The organism is Pseudomonas sp. OIL-1 (assembly GCF_010669185.1).
In the GTDB taxonomy this organism is placed as follows: domain Bacteria; phylum Pseudomonadota; class Gammaproteobacteria; order Pseudomonadales; family Pseudomonadaceae; genus Halopseudomonas; species Halopseudomonas profundi.
The window spans coordinates 2,828,087-2,848,480 of record NZ_CP048629.1; the positions used below are offsets into that span (position 1 = coordinate 2,828,087).

16 protein-coding genes and 1 riboswitch are annotated in these 20,394 nt (G+C 60.2%); of the genes, 4 read left to right on the forward strand and 12 right to left on the reverse strand.

Annotated features, from left to right (window positions below; all coding sequences use genetic code 11):
* Window positions 1-36: 36 nt before the first annotated feature.
* From atzF to G3M63_RS13190, 6 genes are all read right to left on the reverse strand, one after another.
* A complete protein-coding gene (atzF, locus tag G3M63_RS13165) occupies window positions 37-1,845 on the reverse strand; it encodes an allophanate hydrolase (RefSeq protein ID WP_163983429.1) in 1,809 nt (602 codons plus the stop codon).
* Window positions 1,836-5,462: an urea carboxylase gene (gene uca / locus G3M63_RS13170; RefSeq protein ID WP_163983430.1), complete on the reverse strand. Its 3,627-nt coding sequence runs from the start codon at window positions 5,460-5,462 to the stop codon at window positions 1,836-1,838. The genes atzF and uca overlap by 10 nt, the downstream gene beginning before the upstream one ends.
* Window positions 5,463-5,540: 78 nt before the next feature.
* Entirely contained in the window at window positions 5,541-6,173 is a 633-nt protein-coding gene (locus G3M63_RS13175) for an urea amidolyase associated protein UAAP2 (RefSeq protein WP_150301062.1), read from the reverse strand.
* Window positions 6,174-6,183: 10 nt separating this feature from the next.
* Entirely contained in the window at window positions 6,184-6,912 is a 729-nt protein-coding gene (locus tag G3M63_RS13180; protein WP_150301063.1) for an urea amidolyase associated protein UAAP1, read from the reverse strand.
* A 10-nt stretch (window positions 6,913-6,922) separates the two neighbouring features.
* On the reverse strand, window positions 6,923-7,741 hold the full coding sequence (locus tag G3M63_RS13185) for an ABC transporter ATP-binding protein (RefSeq protein WP_163983431.1): 819 nt from the start codon (window positions 7,739-7,741) through the stop codon (window positions 6,923-6,925).
* Complete coding sequence (locus G3M63_RS13190) at window positions 7,738-8,553, reverse strand: ABC transporter permease (protein ID WP_150301065.1); 816 nt, start codon at window positions 8,551-8,553, stop codon at window positions 7,738-7,740. The genes G3M63_RS13185 and G3M63_RS13190 overlap by 4 nt, the downstream gene beginning before the upstream one ends.
* A gap of 156 nt (window positions 8,554-8,709) precedes the next feature.
* Window positions 8,710-8,808, reverse strand: a riboswitch (guanidine-I (ykkC/yxkD leader).
* A gap of 459 nt (window positions 8,809-9,267) precedes the next feature.
* Between G3M63_RS13190 and G3M63_RS13195 the strand changes: the two genes are divergently transcribed.
* From G3M63_RS13195 to G3M63_RS13205, 3 genes are read left to right on the forward strand one after another with little or no spacing between them, the layout of a single operon-like run.
* The gene (locus G3M63_RS13195) at window positions 9,268-10,326 is read left to right on the forward strand and encodes an isopenicillin N synthase family oxygenase (RefSeq protein ID WP_150301066.1); all 1,059 of its coding nucleotides are present in this window, start codon (window positions 9,268-9,270) and stop codon (window positions 10,324-10,326) included.
* Entirely contained in the window at window positions 10,323-11,270 is a 948-nt protein-coding gene (locus G3M63_RS13200; RefSeq protein WP_163983432.1) for a hypothetical protein, read from the forward strand. Before G3M63_RS13195 ends, G3M63_RS13200 begins: the two co-directional genes overlap by 4 nt.
* Window positions 11,271-11,312: 42 nt before the next feature.
* Window positions 11,313-12,386, forward strand: a complete 1,074-nt coding sequence (locus tag G3M63_RS13205) for a putative urea ABC transporter substrate-binding protein (RefSeq protein ID WP_218573607.1) — start codon at window positions 11,313-11,315, stop codon at window positions 12,384-12,386.
* 67 nt (window positions 12,387-12,453) lie between these two features.
* Here the strand turns inward: G3M63_RS13205 and G3M63_RS13210 are convergent, their stop codons facing one another.
* From G3M63_RS13210 to G3M63_RS13225, 4 genes are all read right to left on the reverse strand, one after another.
* Window positions 12,454-13,374, reverse strand: coding sequence for a hypothetical protein (locus G3M63_RS13210; RefSeq protein ID WP_163983434.1), 921 nt, complete (start codon window positions 13,372-13,374; stop codon window positions 12,454-12,456).
* Between the two features lie 31 nt (window positions 13,375-13,405).
* The gene (locus G3M63_RS13215) at window positions 13,406-14,383 is read right to left on the reverse strand and encodes a nitronate monooxygenase family protein (RefSeq protein WP_163983435.1); all 978 of its coding nucleotides are present in this window, start codon (window positions 14,381-14,383) and stop codon (window positions 13,406-13,408) included.
* Between the two features lie 690 nt (window positions 14,384-15,073).
* Window positions 15,074-16,903: an ABC transporter ATP-binding protein gene (locus G3M63_RS13220; RefSeq protein WP_163983436.1), complete on the reverse strand. Its 1,830-nt coding sequence runs from the start codon at window positions 16,901-16,903 to the stop codon at window positions 15,074-15,076.
* Window positions 16,904-17,121: 218 nt separating this feature from the next.
* Window positions 17,122-17,802 carry an SGNH/GDSL hydrolase family protein gene (locus G3M63_RS13225; protein WP_163983437.1) on the reverse strand — a complete coding sequence of 227 codons (681 nt, stop codon included), beginning with the start codon at window positions 17,800-17,802 and terminating at the stop codon, window positions 17,122-17,124.
* A 372-nt stretch (window positions 17,803-18,174) separates the two neighbouring features.
* Between G3M63_RS13225 and G3M63_RS13230 the strand changes: the two genes are divergently transcribed.
* Window positions 18,175-18,945 (forward strand): methyltransferase domain-containing protein, encoded by a 771-nt coding sequence (locus G3M63_RS13230; protein ID WP_163983438.1) that lies wholly within the window; start codon window positions 18,175-18,177, stop codon window positions 18,943-18,945.
* Window positions 18,946-19,075: 130 nt separating this feature from the next.
* On the opposite strand, the gene G3M63_RS13235 is transcribed toward G3M63_RS13230, so the two are convergent.
* Entirely contained in the window at window positions 19,076-19,564 is a 489-nt protein-coding gene (locus tag G3M63_RS13235; RefSeq protein WP_150301074.1) for a SprT-like domain-containing protein, read from the reverse strand.
* Between the two features lie 55 nt (window positions 19,565-19,619).
* Window positions 19,620-20,087 (reverse strand): flavodoxin family protein, encoded by a 468-nt coding sequence (locus G3M63_RS13240; protein WP_163983439.1) that lies wholly within the window; start codon window positions 20,085-20,087, stop codon window positions 19,620-19,622.
* Window positions 20,088-20,394: the final 307 nt, after the last annotated feature.

Below are 20,394 nucleotides of genomic sequence, written 5' to 3' on the forward strand. Positions count from 1 at the left end.
TCGATTACCGTCTCGGGCAGTTCTTGTCTCGAGCGGTTACTGGCCTTTTTCGGCAAGATAAGCGCGCCACCCACCGAAGCCGGTTATATCCTCGGCACCTGCCAGGCCGTAAGGCTCGCAGATGAATCCCGTCTCCCACCGACCATTCTCGAGCTGTACCTTGCCCAGTCCCAGGGGCGCAGGTATCCCGGTCAGAAAGGACCCCAGCTCACTGCTCGGCAATTCCCAGACTTCGATGTCGATGGCTGCGCCATCTTCTGCCACGCGTACCATGCCGGGACGATAGGGCGGGCCGCCGGACAGGGCGTAGAGCCGGTAATCGGGTGAGCTGCGGGTGGCTTCGACGAGCCGTCCGCCACGTTGCTGCAGTTGCCAGTTGAGCGGCAGCCCTTCCAGATGGGCACCACAGACAACCAGCCGCGCGCGGTCATTGCGCGCTGGCTGCTGCGGTGGCAGAGCGTTGAGCCGGGTTCTGCCGACCAGTGACAACCCATGCTGACGCTGCAAGCTGGCTGCCAGGCTGAGCAGGTACTGGTCGGTGAAGGCGCGTCCGAACAGCGTGACGCCCCAGGGCAGACCGTTGCCCATAAAGCCTGCCGGTACAGCGACGGCTGCGAAGTCGAGCATGTTCATGAAGTTGGTGTAGTAACCCAGGTCGGCGTTACGCTTGACCGGTTCGGCGTGCAGTTCATCCAGCGTCACCGGGCGCGGGAAGGCCGGGGTCAGCACACAATCGAGGTCGGCCATGATGGCATCACAGATGGCCTTGAGCTCCTGCAACCGGTACTGGGCACGAAACGCCTGCACTGCGGTGGTACCCGGCGCCTGTTCGAGCACGGCGCGAATCACCGGCAGCACCGCATCGGGTTGCTGCTCGATCAGCTCCCCGGCGACGCTATAACGCTCCGCGACCCAGGGCCCTTCATATAACAGCTTGGCTGCTTCCAGAAATGGTGCGAAATCAATCTCGACCGCTTCGCCGCCCATGGCTTGCAGATCGCTGATGGTTTTATTGAACATCGCCGGGCTTTCGGCGCAGCCGAGAAACTCGAGCTGCCGGGGTACACCAAAACGGAAAGCGTTTACTGCGCCGAAGGCTGAACCGTCGTTCCACAGCGGGTTCTTGCGGCTGTACGGGTCACGCGGATCAATTTTGGCAGTGAGCGCCAGCAGCTGGCTGGCTTCCTGCGCGGTGGCCGCAAAGTACGTTACACAGTCCAGTGTGCGACAGGCCGGAACCACGCCGGCGGTGGACAGCAATCCCTTGCTGGGTTTGAGCCCGACCAGATTGTTCAGCGCGGCCGGCACCCGGCCGGAGCCAGCGGTGTCGGTACCCAGTGTAAAACTGGCCACGCCAAGGGCGACGGCCAGTGACGACCCGGCACTGGATCCGCCAGAAGGATAATCCGGATGCACGCTGTTGCGGCATTCACCATAGGGCGAACGTGTGCCGTTAAGTCCCGTAGCAAACTGATCCAGATTGGTCTTGCCCAGCGGAATCGCGCCAAGGGCGATCAGCTGCTCGACCAGCGTAGCACTGCGGTCCGGGGTGTAGGCGAAGGCGGGGCAGGCGGCAGTGGTTGGGACGCCTGCCAGGTCAATGTTGTCCTTGATGGCAAAGGGCACGCCGAACAGGGGCAGCTCGGCAGGCTGCTTGCCGTCCAGCGCATCCAGATAGGGCTCCAGTTCGGCCGGGCTGAGCAGATGGATGAACAGGTTGAAGCCCGGGTTCAGGGCTGCGGCCCGGTCGCGCAGGTTGCGTATCAGTTCGCGTGGGGTCAGCTGACCGTCGCGGTAGGCGAGGCGCAGGGTGTCCAGACGCAGATCAAAGGTATTTATTGGCATGTTTCACGGACCTCTTCCAGAACGATTACCCGCTGACCGGCTCGCACGGCTGAACCGGGCTGAACCCGGACTTCACGTACGATCCCGTCGTGGGGCGCGGTAAGCGGAATTTCCATTTTCATTGATTCAAGAATGACCAGCACGTCGCCTGCCTTGACGGTAGCGCCGGGCTCAACCTGTACCTGCCACAGGTTGCCGGCAATATGGCTTTCGACACTGTGCTGACCCTCTTCAAGCGGGGCGTTCTCTTCGGGTTCCGGTGCTGGTTCGATGCTCTGATAGTCGGCCTGCCCGGATGCAATCCAGCGCTCGCGTTCGGCGCTGAACGCGGAGCGCTGCTGGGTACGAAAATCCCCGATTTCGGATGCTTCACGGTCGAGAAAGGCCTGGTAGTCAGCCAAGGACAATTCGCTGTGTTCGATCTCGAGGTCGAAGCGGCCGAGCGGGAAGTCGCGGCGAATGCGCAGCAGCTCGTCAGCGGAAACCGGATAGAAACGAATCTGATCGAAGAAGCGCAGCAGCCAGGGCTTGCCATCAAAGGCCGCGACTTCGCGGTAGCGGTTCCACATTTGCAGAGTGCGGCCTACGAACTGATAGCCACCGGGACCTTCCATGCCGTACACGCACATGTAGGCGCCACCGATGCCCACCGAGTTTTCCGCCGTCCAGGTTCGCGCCGGGTTGTATTTGGTCGTCACCAGACGATGACGCGGGTCCAGGGGCGTCGCCACCGGCGCACCCAGATACACATCGCCCAGACCCATGACCAGGTAGCTGGCGTCAAATACTGTGCGGTGTACCGCATCAAGATCGGGCAGATCGTTGATCCGGCGAATGAATTCCAGGTTGCTCGGACACCAGGGCGCATCCTTGCGCACCGTGGTCATGTATTTCTCGATGGCCAGTTGACAGGCCGGGTCGTCCCAGGACAGCGGCAGATGCACGATCCGCGACGGCACCTTGAGGTTGTCAGTCGCACAGACCTGATCCCACAGGCCTGTGATGGTCTCCAGCAGCGACGCGAGGGGTAGCGTCTCCGGCTGATAATGCACCTGCAGGGAGCGGATGCCGGGGGTCAGATCGATCACGCCGTTGAGTTCTCTGGCTTCCAGCGCCTGCATCAGTGCGTGCCCGCGAAAACGCAGCACCAGGTCGAGTTCGGCGTCGCCAATTTCCATCAGCAGGTGGGTGTCGCCGGCCAGCCGCGCAACCAAGCGTTTGTCGTCCTGCCCCAGATCCAGAACGATCGGTGAGCACAGTTCAGGCACGGCGAGATCGGCGGCTTGCTGGGAAGGCTGTGGCTGCAGGCTGGCGCATTCCGCGTTCATTGTGCGGGCCAGGTTGCGGGCAGTATCAACCGACACCGGTACGAACCGGATCTTGTCGCCGGCCTTGAGCTGGCCAAGCTGCCACAGGTCTGCCTCGATGACCGTTACCGGGCAGACGAACCCGCCGAGACTGGGGCCATCCGGCCCCAGGATCACCGGCATGTCGCCGGTGAAATCCACGGCACCGATGGCGTAGGGGTTGTCATGAATATTGGAAGGATGCAGCCCGGCTTCGCCACCACTGTCGCGGACCCACTCGGGGTTGGGACCTATCAGTCGCACACCGGTCCGGCTGGAGTTGAAGTGCACCTCCCAGGCTGTCGCGAAGAAGGTATTGATGTAGTTATCGGTAAAGTATTCCGGCGCACCATGGGGTCCGTATATGACGCGGATCTCGCGCACTTCCGGGAGATCACCCAGCAGCTCGCCTGGCAGGCTTGCACCGACAGATGTGTTCTCAAGCGGGGCCAGGTGCAGTACGTCGCCGGCCCGCAGGGCGCGACCACCGTGGCCGCCGAACTGGCCGAGAGTAAAGGTGCTCTTGCTGCCCAGGTAGTTCGGCACTTGCAGCCCACCGCGCACGCACAGGTAACTGCGCGCGCCGGTGCCGGCGATGGTGCCCAGTGTCAGCACGCTGCCAGCCGTTACCAGCAGCGCGGTGGCCATGGGTTGCTCAATACCGTCCAGCTTGACCGGCAGAGGCGCACCGGTCACGGCGATCACCGCATCGGTATTGAAGCGCAGAGACGGGCCGCTCATGGTTATTTCCAGGCCGGCGGCATCTGCGTCATTGCCCAGCAACGTATTGCCCAGGCGCAGGGCGCGGCTGTCCATCGGACCTGAGGGCGGGACGCCGACGGCCCAGTAACCCAGCCGGCCGGGATAGTCCTGCACGGTGGTCTGGGTGCCAGCGCTCAGCACTTCGAACGTGGTGGCCTGGTATTCCAGCTGTTCCAGGCAACGGGTCCAAGGCGCGCCGCTGGCAAAGGGCGTGTCGGCTAGAATCTGCCGTAAGTAGTCGCGGTTGGTCTCGACGCCATACAGCGTGGTGTCTCCCAGGGCAGTGTCGAGGCCGGCGCTGGCGGCGTCCCGGGATTCGGCCCAGCTGATTACCTTGGCAATCATCGGATCGAAATACGGCGGGATTTCGCATCCGGCTTCGACCCAGGTATCCATGCGCAGCTGTCTGCCATCGGCATGCGGGAAGTCGACTGCTGTGAGCAGCCCCGGGCTCGGTTGAAAGTCGCGACCCGGATCTTCGGCATACAGCCGCGCCTGAATAGCATGACCCTTGGGCTGCAGCGACTGCGCCAGCGTGGACAGTGGCGCCAGGTCGCCAGCCGCCAGTTCCACCATCCAGCGCACCAGATCAACGCCCCATACCTGCTCGGTAACGCCGTGCTCGACCTGAAGGCGGGTGTTCACTTCGAGAAAATAAAACTGCTGGGCATCGCCGTCGTATACAAATTCCACAGTGCCGGCGCTGCGGTACTTCACCGCTTCGCCGAGCTTGATGGCGGCCTGGCACAAGGCTTCGGCTATGCCGGCGGGAAGATTGGGTGCGGGGGTTTCTTCCAGCACCTTCTGGTTGCGCCGCTGAACCGAGCAGTCGCGCACGCCCAGGGCAATCACCTCGCCCTGGCCGTCACCGAATACCTGCACCTCCAGGTGACGGGCGCGCTGGATGTATTTCTCGATGAATACGCCCGCGTCACTGAAGTTGTTCTGCCCGAGCCGCTTGACGGCTTCGAAGGCTTCACTGAGTTCTTGTTCGCTATTACACACCCGCATGCCGATGCCGCCACCGCCAGCGGTGCTCTTGAGCATTACCGGATAGCCGATCTGAGCGCTGGCGGTCAGGGCAGCATCCAGGCTGTCGAGCAGCTCGGTGCCTTCGAGCAGCGGTACATTGTGCTGTTTGGCCAGCGCGCGGGCAGTGTGCTTCAGACCGAAGACGCGCAGTTGCTCCGGCGTCGGGCCGATGAAGGCGATACCGACCGCCTCGCAGGCTTCGGCAAAGGCCGCGTTTTCGGATAAAAAGCCGTAGCCTGGGTGAATAGCCTGGACGCCGTTGGCCTGAGCGATGCCGAGTATCTTGTCCACGGCCAGGTAGGTGCCGGTCGCAGGGCCCTCGCCGAGACTGTGGGACTCATCGGCTTGCTGAATATGCAGACTGGCGGCGTCGGCTTCGGAGTAGACCGCGACACCTTTGACGTCGAGTTGGCGCAGGGTACGCAGAATGCGGCAGGCGATGGCCCCGCGGTTGGCAATAAGCAGTGTGTCGAACATGGCAGTTCCCTCGAGAGGGTAGGCGGGCCGTCCCGCTTTTATCTTCTGCACCACGGTCGTCCGTGGTTGATCGATCAGTCAGTCCCAGACCAGCACCTGTGCCGGCGTCGGGTTATACGCATTGCAGGGGTTGTTCAGCTGCGGGCAGTTGGAGATCAGCACGATGATGTCCATGTGGGCCTGCAGCTCGACGTATTTGCCCGCAGCGGAAATGCCATCTTCAAAGGTCAGGCCGCCTTCACTGGTCACCGGAACGTTCATGAAGAAGTTGATATTTGCGCCGATATCGCGCTTGTCCAGACGTCCATCAGTGAGGCAGGCGCGCAGGAAGTTATCCCGGCAGCTGTGCATGTAGCGCTTGTCCAGCGCGTAGCGCACGGTGTTGCTTTCCTGCGCGCAGGCGCCGCCCAGAGTGTCATGCCGGCCACAGGTATCGGCGACAATGCTCAGCAGCGGGTTGCCCAGGTTGGAATAGAGCACCGTCCCGGTGGTCAGGTAGACGCGGTTCTGCCTGCGCAGGGTGCGCTGCGGATCGAAGCGTTCGCGCGGGTTGGCCGCGCTGAAGAACAGGGTATCGACAGCCTGGTTGCCCTCCAGGTCGAGCAGGCGCAGCGTCTGGCCTGCCTTTATTTCGAACAGGAAGGGCTCACCTGCGGGGATGGTGGCCTGGTAAACGGCGGCTTCGGGATGTCTTTCGCTTGCGGTAATCATCTCGGCTCCCCTAGACATAGAGTCGTTCAGTGTTATGGAAACCCCGGCTATTCTCCGGGCGCGAGGTCCGACAGAGCACGGTAATGCCGTCGCTCTCGATCTGATGCCAGCTGAGCTGTATTGGGCGCGGATCGTAGGCCGGGTTGGGGTCCATCGGATGCTGCAGGGCGGTCAGAATCACCAGGCTGTCCATGGGCGCATAGAGTTCGATGTAGTCGCCGGGTTTCGAGTTGCCCGGGGCAAATTCGAAGCAGCCATCGGCGTCCACATTGACCCGGCTGAACAGGTTGAGGGTCATCAGCAGGTCCTGCTGGTTGAGGTTCCACTTACCCATCTCCACCAACAAATTGTCATGACCGTTGCGGTAGAAACCGTTGCGCAGCTCCTGGTAGCGGCCCTGGCCGTACTTCTCCGCGGTCTCTGCTGCGTTGAGCACGCCGCCAAAGCTGTCATGCCAGCCGCAACTGTCGGCGGTAATCGCTGCCAGTACCCGGCCCATGTCCGAGTACAGGCAATGGCCGGCGGTGAGCCTGGCGGTGTGCTGGCCTTTCAAGGTATCGGGCAGGTTCAGCCGCTCGCTCTTTTCATGCGCGTTGAGCAGCATCAGGCTGACGTTTGCGTCGCCCTGGGGATCGGTGATGCGTAGCAATTGCCCACGCTTGAGCACGAAGGAGGTATGGCCGCCCCCGGGGACGGTTTCCTCGTACAAGGTGGGACGTAGAGTCAGTTCAGCGGTCATGTGAAGCTCCTTACGCAGCTGAATTCAGGCTATGGACGATATGTTCAGGTAACGACTCGACAGCGGTGCGGGCAGCCAGACGATTGCTGTTGAGCGGAATGTCGTAGGTGATGCGGGCGCCATAGGCGTGCGGGGCATCGGGGTCGATGCGCGGCTTGTCGAACACCATCAGCCGCGTGCCGAGCGTGAACCCTTCGGACAGATCATGGGTCACCATGAAAACGGTCAGGCGGGTCTCCTGCCACAGCTCAAGCAGCAGGCTGTGCATGTCCTTGCGAATGCCCGGATCCAGCGCGCCGAAGGGCTCGTCGAGTAACAGAATGCGCGGCTTCATGATCAGCGCCTGGGCGATCGCCAGGCGCTGCTGCATGCCGCCGGATAGCTGCGCCGGGTATTTGTCCAGCGCATGACCCAGGCCCACCTTGTTGAGAATCGCTGCCGCCTGGTCGCAAACATCGCGCTTCGCACGGCCAAACAGCCTGCCGAACAGCGGCGCTCTGGGGAGTTCCAGGCCCAGCGCGACGTTATCCAGCACGCTCAGGTGCGGTAGCACCGAGTAACGCTGAAAGACTACGCCGCGGCTGGCGTCGGGCTCGCCTTGGAGAGGCTGCCCGTCGAGCAGGATTTCGCCACGGCTGGGGATTTCCTGGCCCAGCAGCATGCGCAGGAAGGTCGACTTGCCGCAGCCGGAGGTGCCGACCAGGGTGCAGAACTCGCCTTCTGCAAAGGTCAGATTCAAGCGCTCCAGGACAACCTGATCGCCGTACTGCTGCCAGACGTTTTTCACCTGAATAAAGGGCGGCGGCGTAGCGGGGGTAGTGTCATTCATGACTTGGCTCCTTCGTACCAGGGGAATGCCAGGCGAATCAGGCCGCGCAGACCGAAGTCCATGGTCCAGGCGAGCAGGGTGATCCAGGCGACGTAAGGCAGGATGACGTCCATGGACATGTAGCGCCGTACCAGAAAGATGCGGTAGCCCAGGCCGTCGGTGGCGGCGATGGCTTCGGCGGCAATCAGGAACAACCAGGCCGACCCCAGCACCAGCCGCAGGCTGATCAGCAGGCGCGGCAACAGTTGCGGAAGAATGACCCGCAGGATCAACGTCCAGGTATTGGCGCCGAGGGTCTGTGCCTTGATCAATAATTCCTGAGGGATCTCTCTGGCGCGCTGTTCCAGATCGCGGGCAATGATCGGCGTTATCCCGATCACGATAAGCATTACCTTGGACAGTTCCCCCAGCCCGAACACGATGAACAGGATAGGCAGCAGGGCCAGTGGTGGAACCATCGATAGCACCGCCAGCAGCGGGGAAAGCGTTGCACTGAACAGCGGGATGGCGCCGGCTGCGACACCCAGACACAGGCCAACCAGGGCGGCTATGCTCAGGCCGATCGCAATGCGTTGCAGGCTGGATGCAGTGTCCTGCCAGAACAGGTATTCGCCGGTACGCCGGTCCGGCTGCAGCGCCAAATTATCCATCGCTGTGGTCATCTGCGCCGGGCTTGGCAACAGTTTGTCGCTCGGGTTGATTTCCAGGCGCTGGGCTGAATAGGACAGGTACACCAGTACCAGCAGGGCGAAGGGCAGCAGGAGCAGGAGCAGCCTGCCGGGTTTACCGGGGCGGACGTTGATCAGGCGCATGGCGCTGGCCCCCGCTGTCCGCCAAGGGTACCAGGAGGTGGGTTGGCAATCGCGGTTCTGTTGCGGCGCGGGACCCATCGTAATTCGGGTGCTGATCGGCGCATGTTTGACCTCCAGTTTTAGGCATGACGCACGGAGCTGCGCTCTAAGACGCTATTCTCCCGGGCTTTTGTCCCGCCGTGTAACCTCACTGGAGGTCGCCAACTCTCGGACCAGTCACTCGCGTTGCGAGCCGGAACCCTAGTCAGCCATTTTTGATTCGCAGCTTCCTGCACCAGAGATATAGCAATCGCCATGCCAGCGCTCGAAAAAGAGGCGTGGCCTCCCGGTTGGCGTGTGCTGCGCAGCGTTGAAGGGGCCACTGGTCCGCTGGCCGTGCCCTGTTTTGGGATCAAATAGCGCACCGAGGGCGAGCATTGATGCGCCGTTTTGGTGCGTTGTTGCCGGCAGAATCAGCTATCGGATGCTTACAGATACTCCGGGATGGGGCACGCCGCGCGTTATCAGTCGATGGGCTGGGTCAATGGTATGAGTCTTGCTTTATCTCAGACATCACGGCGCTGCTTGGCCGTGTGGCTACATGCTGAGCTTCCCGGGACGACCCGGGGCGATCAGGCAGCAGGTCCAGGCTATTTGTGCCAGACATGTTTGCTCCGTTCGCATTAGTCCTGGACGACCAGGTGACATCTCGATTATCCGAACAGGAGGTGACCCATGGCGTCTGAAGAGTCGCGCGCTCGTACCACCCATTCCGCTTTCACCAGCCTCCCGGTTGTAGACGTATCCGGACTGTTTTCGGCCGATCCGGCTGCGCGCATGGAAACAGCCACGCACCTTGGAAAGGGAGCGAAGGATGCAGGCTTTCTCTATATCACCGGGCACGGCGTGCCCCAGGCACTGATTGACAGGTTGGTGGCCCGCACACAGGAATACTTTGCACAGCCGATAGAAGAAAAGATGCGTCACTATATCGGTCACTCGAATAACCACAGCGGCTATGTGCCTGAGGGGGAGGAGCAGTTCTCTTCCGGCACCATCGACCACAAGGAAGCCTATGACCTCGGGTTTGATCTGGACCAACGCGAGCGTCGCCGACCGATGTTGGGACCGAACCAGTGGTCGGATATGCCCGGTTTCAAGGAGGACGTAAAAGCCTACTACGATGCGGTGCTTGCCCTGGGCAGTCAGCTGTTCAAAGGCTTTGCGCTGGCGCTGGGCCTGCCCGAGGACGGCTTCAGCCGCTATGTTACGACCCCACCAAGCCAGCTCCGGCTGATTCATTATCCGTTCAACCCCGACGCGGCAGACCGCCCCGGTATTGGTGCGCACACTGATTATGAGTGCTTCACCATCCTGCTGCCGACAGCTCCAGGCCTGGAGGTACTCAACGGCGCCGGAGAATGGATTGATGTACCGCTGGTTGAAGGGGCCTTTGTCATCAACATCGGCGACATGCTCGAAGTGCTCAGCAACGGGATGTATGTCGCCACCTCGCACCGGGTGCGCAAGGTTGCCGAGGAACGCTATTCGTTCCCGCTGTTTTGCGCCTGTGATTACGACACGCTGATTGCACCGGTGCCCGAGCTGTTAAGCGAGTCAGCACCGGCGCGTTACGAGCCCGTACGCTGTGGTGACCATCTGTTTGCGCAGACGGTGCAGACATTCGGCTACCTCAAGCGCCGCCTCGAAACCGGCGAACTATCGATGCCGGAGGGTGCCCGCGGCCTCGCTTCCTTTGGACATCAGGGACGCAAGCAGGGGGAAACGGCATGACGTTGCAGGAATTGCTGGAAAGGTATCCGCAGCGCGCAAGCAGCGGTGTACCAGACTGGATGCTCGGGTATTTCCGACGCCGCGCCATCAGTTTTGCCAATGGCCAGACTGACACCACCACCACGGTGTGCTGGATTCAGAGTCGCACTTTCACCATCGACCTGCGTTTGCCAATAGCGCAGGCGCAGCCGCCACACCGGGAATGGGTCGACTACCTGCCTGCAGAGCTTGAGGTGCTCGCCAACTACGAAGGCTGGGCAGCGGACTCCGAATGGACCGGCGAAACGCTGAGCTGGCATGGCGAATCCTCGCTGCAATTGCACAACCGCTGGCCGGAGCCGGCCCTATTGCAGCGCGTCGGTAACTGCATGATCGAGTTCGCACCCAGCGGGGCCTATGTCGAGGACTGGCGCTTGCAGCCGTCGCCTCCTGGGCCACTGATCGGTTTGAGACTGATCGAGGAGCGGGATCTGGACACCGGCGTGCGTCGGCATCGCGGTGGCGGGCTTATCATCTGTGGCGACCATGCCGCGCTGGTGCTTGGGCGCGCTGATGATCTCATACCGCATAGCGCAAGCGGGTTATTGTGCGACGAGGTAGCCGAGGCCGCTGGCGATGCCGAGCGCCTGGCCCATCTGTTCAACTTCGAGACCTCCGTGGCATCGGGTTCGATAACCACGGGCTATCGCGTCGAACATTCGACCTGTCCGGCCCGAGTCGGGCAGATCCTGTGTCCTCTGGATGGATTCGAATACCTCCCCGACTCCCATCAGGTCGTTCAGCAACTGACCATCGAGGGCTCGCGCTGTGAACGGCGCTTCGCTGTCGACACTATTGAAGCAGCAATCAGTTTTAAACAGACCACCGGCTTCAGCGAAGACGCTGCCGCCTGGTATGACCACGAATCCCCAACCCTGACCCGCTATACCGAGCCGCATTACTGAGGCCGGGGCGGCATCCTTTTATTGATGCACGAGGTAATTACGATGTTGAAAACGTCAATCTGGAAATGGGCGGCCGTGCTGGCTACCAGTCTGTGCCTGGCAACCGGCGCGGCTGCCAACGAGAAGAAGCAGAGTTTCAAGGTCGCCTGGTCGATCTACGCAGGCTGGATGCCCTGGGCCTATGCAGCGGATTACGGCATTGTCGATAAGTGGGCAGACAAGTACGGCATCGAGATCGAGGTGGTGAAATTCAACGATTACATCGAGTCGATCAACCAGTACACCATGGGTGCCTTTGACGCCTGCGGCATGACCAATATGGACGCTCTGACCATCCCGGCGGCTAGCGGGGTGGATACTACCGCGCTGATTCTTGGTGATTACTCCAACGGCAACGACGGCGTGCTGCTGAAGAACGGCTCCAGCATGGAGGACATTCGCGGTCAGCAGGTCAATCTGGTTGAGCTGTCCGTATCCCATTATCTGCTGGCGCGGGCCCTGGAAGAACATGGCATGTCCGAGCGCGACATCAAGGTCATGAACACTTCGGACGCAGACGCCGTCGCCTCTTTCATGACGCCGGACGTGACGGCTGCCGCGGTATGGAACCCGCAGTTGAGCCTGATCAAGCAACAATCACCGGATGCGGTCCAGGTATTCGATTCCACCGAGATTCCGGGTGAGATCATCGACATGATGGCGGTCAATACGGAGGTGTTGAAAGCCAATCCGGAGCTGGGCAAGGCGCTGGTAGGGGCCTGGTTCGAAACGCTGGAGCTGATGTCTGGTGATGGTGATGAAGCGAAGGCCGCCCGTACCTACATGGCCGAGCAAGCTGGAACAGATCTGGCGGGCTTTGACGCTCAGCTGGCCGAAACCATGCTGTTCTATACGCCTGCCGATACCCATGCTTTTGCTACCGATCCGGCTTTACGCGAGACCATGGACAAGGTGCGGTTGTTCTCCTTCGACAAGGGGTTGCTGGGCAATGGTGCACCCAGTCCCGATGTGGTCGGGATGGAGTTTGCCGATGGCTCGGTACTTGGAAATAGCGCCAACGTGCAGCTGCGGTTTGATCCGACCTATGTACGGATGGCGATGGAAGGAGAGCTGTAACCCGGCGTAATGATGATCCGGCCCGGTGCATGCGCATCGGGCCGGATTCAATGTTACAACGCCAGGTTCAGGCGGAAGCCTCTGCTTCGTAATTGGCATACGAGTGCTTCAGGGTGGCGTGATTGAGCAGCATCTGCGCCTTGAGCCTCGTGCCTGACGCATCGTAGATATGAGTGCGCACCCAGTACGATTCGGTGCGTTTGCTCTCGGATAGCGCGACTATCTCGCGGCGGATCAGGTAATCCTCACCTACGAAGAGGGGGCCGTCGATCATGCGAATTTCCTGATCGGCGAACAGGCCGACTACAGGCTGTTTGACGGGAAAGGCCGCCTGCTTGCTGGTGTATTCAGCGAGCACGCTGACCATCTCCAGTGGAATGATTGCGCGGCCCCAGGGTGTGGTTTGCGCATCCGAATACCAGGGCGAATTCTCGGTGATCCGTTCGAGTTTCTGATTGAGCGAAAACGGATACAGGTTGCCCATATGCTGGTCCGCATCCATCCGCACGTGCTCTTCCTCCGCGCCGCGCATGCCCAATTTCAGCTCAGACAGGATGACCAGCTTCTCCGGCGGGCGCAGTTTGGCCATACGCTCTTCCAGCAGGGTGGGGCCGTCGTCCGAACCCAGGCTGGCGCTCGCTTCCAGAACCGGTGTGCCATCGGCCTTTTCTGCCCAGCAACGTACCCGATTCGAGCCTGCGCTGGGCCGTTCGACGAAGGCGCGCACCTGCTCGCCCTCGACCACCATGTTCTGAAAATGCGAAGAGAAACAGCCGCGCTCGAACCAGGCTTGTCCGAAAACCTCCGCCAGCAGCGGAACGAACTGACTGAAGTGAGTCGGGCCTTCGATCGGACCCGCTCTGAAGCCAAGCTTTTCCGCCATGCTGTCGTCGTGGATCGAGGTATGGCCGCTGTATTCCTGATCGGCCAGCATTTGGCGGGGCTCGCGCAAGGGGCCACAAAGGTAGAGTGGGGTGTCAAAACTCATGGAAATCTCCGTTGTTATTCTTGACCGCAGATCAACCGTTCAGCATGCCGGCCAGACGATCACGAATCAGGCCTTCAGCTTCGGCCATGATGCGATCGACCAGCTCTTGAACCGTGGGCACGTCATTGATGAGGCCAGCCACCATGCCGCAGGACCATGCGCCGGCATCCATCTCGCCGGTTTTCATGATGCGCGGGTAAACGCCTGCTACTTCCTCGGCGATGTCGGCGAACTTGAGCTCAGAGCCCAGGCGGCGCTCTTTTTCCAGCAGGCGCTCTACAGCCTCGTTGGTCATCACGCGTTCGGTGTTGCGCAGCGGACGCATGACCAGTCGGGTGTCCAGTTCGCTGGCGGCGACAATCGCTTGCTTTACGTTTTCGTGAACGGGCGCTTCGCGGGTAGCAATAAACCGCGTGCCCATGTTCATGCCATCGGCCCCCAGCGCCAGCGCAGCAACCAGCGAGCGCCCGTCGGCCATTCCGCCTGATGCGACGAAAGGGATTTCCAGTTCTTCCGCTGCACGGGGCAGCAGAATGAAGTTGGGTACATCGTCTTCGCCCGGGTGACCGCCACATTCGAAGCCGTCGACACTGACCGCATCGCAACCAATGGCCTGGGCCTTGAGTGCATGACGAACGGCGGTGCATTTGTGGATGACCTTGATGCCTGCTTCCTTCAGCGCAGGCAGGTATTTTTGCGGGTTATTGCCGGCGGTTTCTACGACCTTCACGCCGCCTTTGATGATGGCTTCGATATAGCCTGGGTAATCCGGCTGATTGACTGAGGGCAAGAAGGTCAGATTGACGCCGAAGGGCTTGTCAGTCATCTCGTGGCAACGGCGAATTTCTTCGGCAAGCGCCGCCGGATTTGGCTGGGTGAGGGCGGTGATCATGCCCAGCCCGCCGGCATTGGCGACGGCGGAAGCAAGCTCGGCGTAGCCGACGTGATGCATACCGCCCTGAATGATCGGATGCTGAATGCCAAAGAGTTCTGTTATGCGTGTTTTCATGGGGCCTCTATGCGTGCTGAGAGTCTGTTAGCCGCGGGGGGCAGGCAGATTCATGGAAAAGAGTCTGCCTGATTGTATGACCAGTTCCCGGAAAGTGCCGGTGATTGCGGGTATTCAGGGCAGTGATGGCTTGGGCCGCTCTCAATAGCCTGGCAGCCTCAAACCCATCACGATTGGAAAATCTAAATGGAATTGGGCGGACTGAGAAGTCGTAGCCTAACGCCCGCCGTCTGGCAGGGTGGCGCAAGACGCCGTGAACCCGTCCCTGGGGGCTTGGCGAAAACATCCCTGTTTTCAACACTTGCTCCACCCTGCCAGCCAGCGGGCTTGTTCGGGCATTGGTCTGGCTGAGGCCAGCGACTCTTCGCTGGACGACGCTTGCGGTTGCGTAGTGGTGTGCTGAGAGCTGATGCCGGTCGCCCGCCGTATGGCAGGATGGCGCAAGACGAGAACCCGTCCCTCGAGGCCTGGTGAAAACATCCCTGTTTTCAACACTTGCTCCATCCTGCCAGCCGGCGGGCTTGTTCTAAAATTGGTGTGGCTTGGGCCAAAACCATTCTTTTCAATAGAGCCGAGTAGATCACATCAAGGGTTCAGGCTGGCCTGAAGCGAGTAAAGCGCACAGACAAGGTTCCCCCCTTCGCAGAAGGGGGGGGCGAGGGGGGATTCGGGGTTGGGCTTCTGCTACTATCAGTCCTCAGCCAGAAAACCACCCGACTGCCGAGCCCAGAGCTGCGCATACAGCCCGCCGCGGGCGAGTAGTTCGCTATGACTACCGTCTTCGATGATATGCCCCTGGTCCATAACAATCAGCCGGTCCATTTCGGCGATGGTGGAGAGTCGGTGGGCGATAGCGATGACGGTTTTGCCTTCCATCAGGGAGTTCAGACTCTGCTGGATAGCAGCCTCTACTTCCGAATCCAGCGCCGAGGTCGCTTCGTCCAGAATCAGTATTGGGGCATCCTTGAGCATGACGCGGGCAATGGCGATGCGTTGGCGCTGGCCGCCGGACAGTTTTACGCCACGCTCGCCGACATGCGCGTCGTAGCCCTGACGACCCTTGGCGTCACGCAGGTCCGGAATGAACGCATCAGTTCTGGCGCGGCGGGCTGCCTGTAGCATCATTTCTTCGTCCGCATCCGGTCTGCCATACAGAATGTTTTCCCGTACTGAGCGGTGCAGCAGGGAGGTATCCTGGGTGACCATGCCGATATGCTCGCGCAGGGAGTCCTGGGTAACGCCGGCGATATCCGCCCCGTCGATAAGGATGCGTCCGCCTTCCACGTCATAGAAGCGCAGCAGCAGATTGACCAGCGTAGACTTGCCCGCGCCGGAGCGGCCGACCAGCCCGATTTTCTCGCCTGGTCGGATATGCAGATCGAGGTGCTCCATCACGCCGTGACCCTTGCCGTAATGGAAGCGCACGTCCTCGAACTTGATTTCACCGCGGGTGACTTTCAGCGGCACGGCATCGGGTGCATCTTCGACGACCTGCGGCCGCGAGATGGAGTTGATGCCGTCCTGCACGGTACCGATATTTTCGAACAGCGCGGAGACTTCCCAGAGTATCCATTGCGACATGCCCCACAGGCGCAAAACCAGTCCGATGGCTACGGCCACGACCCCCACGCTTACCGCTTCATTGATCCAGAGCCAGATCGCGAGCCCGGCAACGCTAAGCAGCAGGATGCCGTTCAGTGCGTAAAGCGAGACGTTGATCTGGGTGACCAGGCGCATCTGCCGGTAGACGGTGGTCATGAACTCGTCCATGCCTTCGCGGGCGAAGCTGGATTCGCGACCGGCATGCGAGAACAGCTTCACCGTCTGGATGTTGGTGTAGCTGTCGACAATGCGTCCGGTCATCATTGAGCGCGCGTCGGCCTGGTGTTCGGCAACCTTGCCCATCACCGGCACGAAAATGCGCATCAGTAGCAGGTAACCCAGAAACCAGAGCAGCATTGGCATCGCCAGACGCCAATCAGCGATACCGACGACCAGAAGTGTGCCGAGGAAATAAACGATCACGTAGTTGAGGACGTCAATCAGCTTGATCACACACTCGCGCACGGCCAGTGCAGTCTGCATTAGCTTGGTGGCAATCCTGCCAGCGAACTCATCCTGGTAGAACGCCATGGACTGGCGCAAAAGATAGCGGTGCACCAGCCAGCGGATGCGCATGGGGAAGTTGCCCATCAGCGCCTGATAGGTCACGAGGGAGTTGGCGAGTACCAGCCCTGGTAGCAGCACCATGACTACCAGCGCCATGGCTGCCAGTTTCCAGCCTTCGGTCTGCAGAAAGGACTCGCGGTTCTGCTCCGAAAGCCAATCGACGATGTTGCCCAAGAAGCTGAACAGCCATACCTCGGCGACTGCAATACCCGCCATCAGCAGGCCGGCAATCAACAGGTACGACCAGCTCCCACGCGTAAAATGCAGGCAAAAGGCAAGCAGCGTGCGGGGCGGCTCAGTGGGTTCCTCGGAAGGAAAGGGATTGATACGTTGTTCGAACCAGCGAAACATCGGGGCAGCCTGTGGGCAAAGCGGAGAGGGTGCGCATTATGGACCCAGGCAAACGGACGGCTCAAGGGGAAGGGGCTGGTAGAGCTTCGGCGCTGACTCGCCAGAGCCTCGGAGAGACCGATGCGATCAGCTGATGCGCATGCTGAGGCTGATGGCGGGTATTCGTAGGATTAACAGAACGGCCCGCCAAGCGTGGCGGGCCGCAGAGGTAGAACCGGTCAGTCAGTCAGCTTTTCAAGCAGCAGGTCTGCCAGTACGCGTGAACCTTCAGCGGTAGGATGGATCTCGTCATTGGCTATATAACGATCCTCGTTGCCGTTGAAGCGATCGCGGACATCGACGAAGGTGATGCCAAGACCCGGATAGGTTCTGGCTTTGTAATCCATGCTGTATTCGTTGATTTCCCTCATTGCCGCAGCATCACCTTTGGCATTGTAATAACCGAGGAAAATGATCTCTTCGATGCCGTCGGCCTGCATCTGCTGAGCCAGTGACGCGATCTCGTCTTCGAGATCCTGCAGCAGTGGCATGCATTCCCGAAGGGACGGGCTGCAATCATTGAGCTGGATGTCGTTACCGCCGCCGTTCATGATGACAGTCTTTATGCCGCTTTTTGACGCGTTGTCATATTGCTCTGGAATCGCGTAGCGACGCGAGCAGATCAGGTTCCCGCCGAGCATCTGGCAGCCTGAACGTGCGTGACTGGTGATGGGTTCGCCCAGGTCGTCTTCAAGATATTCCTTGATGTCACCGCTCAGGGCGAACACTGAATCGCCAATAATCATGGTATCTGCTGAACCGCTTACCGGCGGGTTGACCGCGTTGGCGGTGCCGATATTCATTAACGTCAGCGCTGCGGTGATACAGACACAGTGCTTGATCCTGATCATCAAAGACATGGTAATTCCTCGGTCTATTATTGTTGGTATTGCCTGGCAGTCGCCGACAGCGCACCTCCAGGCGAGACAAGTTGCGTTATGGCCGGCAGATAATACTGTGGGAGATAAGTGATGAAATCCCCCCAAACAGGTGGTTTTGAGCGGCTAACGTCGACGTCTTCGCAAGATTTGTCAGTTTCTGTACGTGAGCGAGCAAGGTGTGGTTTCGGCAGACGGCTACGCGATGAAGCGGCTTCGGCGCCGCTCGTGGTCTCGATCATTCAGAGGTCTCGTCAGTGTTAAAGCATCCCTGCAGTGGTAACCTCAGCCATGCCTGAAAGACATTCCGAACCTTTTGCCAAGCGACTCTATCGCTGTTTGAGGCGCCTGCTGATGAACGATGACGAAGTACTCCTGGAGAAACTCCGCGATGATTACGGCCAGCTTCGAATTACCGAAGCTGAGGGTTACCGATTTCTGTATTTTGGTGAGCAGACCGAGCAGAGCTGCACTTTCGTTGCGGAGCCTGCATGGCTCGAATATGACTACACGCGCGCTATGCTGCTGGGCTGTTTCTGGCAGTCGACACCGCGTGACACGCTGATCCTGGGACTGGGCGGCGGGGCGCTGGCGAATTGCCTAATTGAGCATTTCAGGACTGAAAAGCTGACCGCGATCGAACTTCGCCCAGCGGTAGTAGAGCTGGCAAGTCGCTGGTTGGGATTGACTCAGGATGACCGGTTTTACGTGGGCATTGGTTGCGCTGAGTCCTACGTCAGATCAGCACCGTCAAGTTGTGATCTGTTGTTCATGGACTTGTATATGGAGGGTGGGATTTCGCGTCTGCAAATGCAGAAGGATTTCTTTCAGGCGTGCCACCGTACGCTGCGGCCGGGTGGAGTGATGGTTATCAATCAATGGCAGATGGGGGAAACCGGCCAGCCCTATGCTTCGCGGTTGCTGGAAGACCTGTTCGGGGATCAGTATCTGCAGGTGGCAGTGGAAGAGGGCAATATCCTGCTGTTCGTACCTGCAAGTGGCACGCTGGGTCTCGACCGCGTCGGGATGCTGAACTGGGCTGACCAACTGGAACCGCAGCTCGGGTATTCGTTGCGGCCCTATATCCAGCTGCTGCGTCGGGCTAATGAGGCGCCGCCGCTATAAACGCCTGCTTCAACCGGCTTATACCGACTCTGGTATGCCCTGCGCATTCAGCGACAATAGCCGCGGCGTTGAACCCTTTGCATAGTAGCTATGCGTGGATTCCGTCTGTCTTTACAGCAACCGCTTCCCCTCAAGCAAACTGCAGCTTGCCCGTAAATTTCAGGAGATCACCGCAGCGCCGACATTGATAACGCCTGCCACGGCCTACCCAGGCATGGCGTTGGGGGGTGAAGGATATGGGAGTAGGGCAGCCGCACTGGTAGTAGTAATGGGTGCGGCGGCGCTCAGGAACGGCATAGTCGTGACAGCGTTTCGGCTCCAATCCGAACACCTCAATCATCAGGGTCTGCCACTCGATGCCATGGGGGCGGATATTGCCGCCATGCAGGGCGTGCGCAACCAGATGCGCGACTTCGTGGGGGACGGTTTGCAGCAGGAAATCCTCCCGATTGTCCCGGTACATGCGCTCGTTGAAACGCAGCAGGTTGCGCCCCAGGTAGGCGACCCCGGCACGTTGTCCACGCAGGTCCAGCGTCACGCGCGGGCGCACGAATTCCCTGCCCAGACGTTGCTCTGCGCGCTGGTATGCCTGTTCGACTGCTTCGGTAAGAGACTTCATTAGTCCATTATAAAACCGAAGCGGCACGGGCTGTACACACATTGGGGTGAGCGCACTAGAAAATCCCGCTCTCCAGGCCTGCGGCCATGTACAGGCCGAGTTCTTCCGCATCCGTTGCGAAGTCGCTTCGCCATTCACCTCTGAATGTGAGCGGATCCCGGGCCCAGTTCCAGCGTAACCCGGTGACGATGCTTTCCACGGCGCGCCGGGTTCCTGTGCCGTCCAGGCCGGCGCGAATGTACAAGGCGCAGGGGAGCCCCTGTTTTTTCTCCAGAACGGGGTAATAACAACGGTCGAAGAAATCCTTCAGGGCGCCGCTCATGTAGCCCAGATTCTCGGTCGTGCCGAGAATAATCCCGTCGGCGGAAAGGACGTCTTCAGGCGTGGCTTCCAGCGGCGGGATCCAGCGCGCCTCAACGTATTCGATATCGGGATTCTGTGCGCCGCGCAATACAGCTTCGGCCAGCTGGCGGGTGTTGGCGGAAGGGGCATGGGCGACTATGAGCAATTGTTTTTGGGCCATCGAAACTCTCATCTGAACGGAAAACATCGGTGCATTTCAGCCGACCCTAACCAAGTCGACCCTCTATGATCAGCTCCTGCGGTTGTCTCCTCTGTTTCAAGTATAGATGGGCAGGTATCAGCTATGTCAGGGAACGCACCGGCTCAGAAGTGTCGAACCTGACTTGAGCGGTAAGCGAAGCGGCAGCGCTCAGGCGGGCCGGGCCTTTGCCGTTCAGCAAGCGATCGCAGGTTTGAGTTTTTTGCTCGCATGATCGATTCCAGCGCGCCATTGCCGGTGCCCGGTACGTAGCAAGACGCTCGCGAGT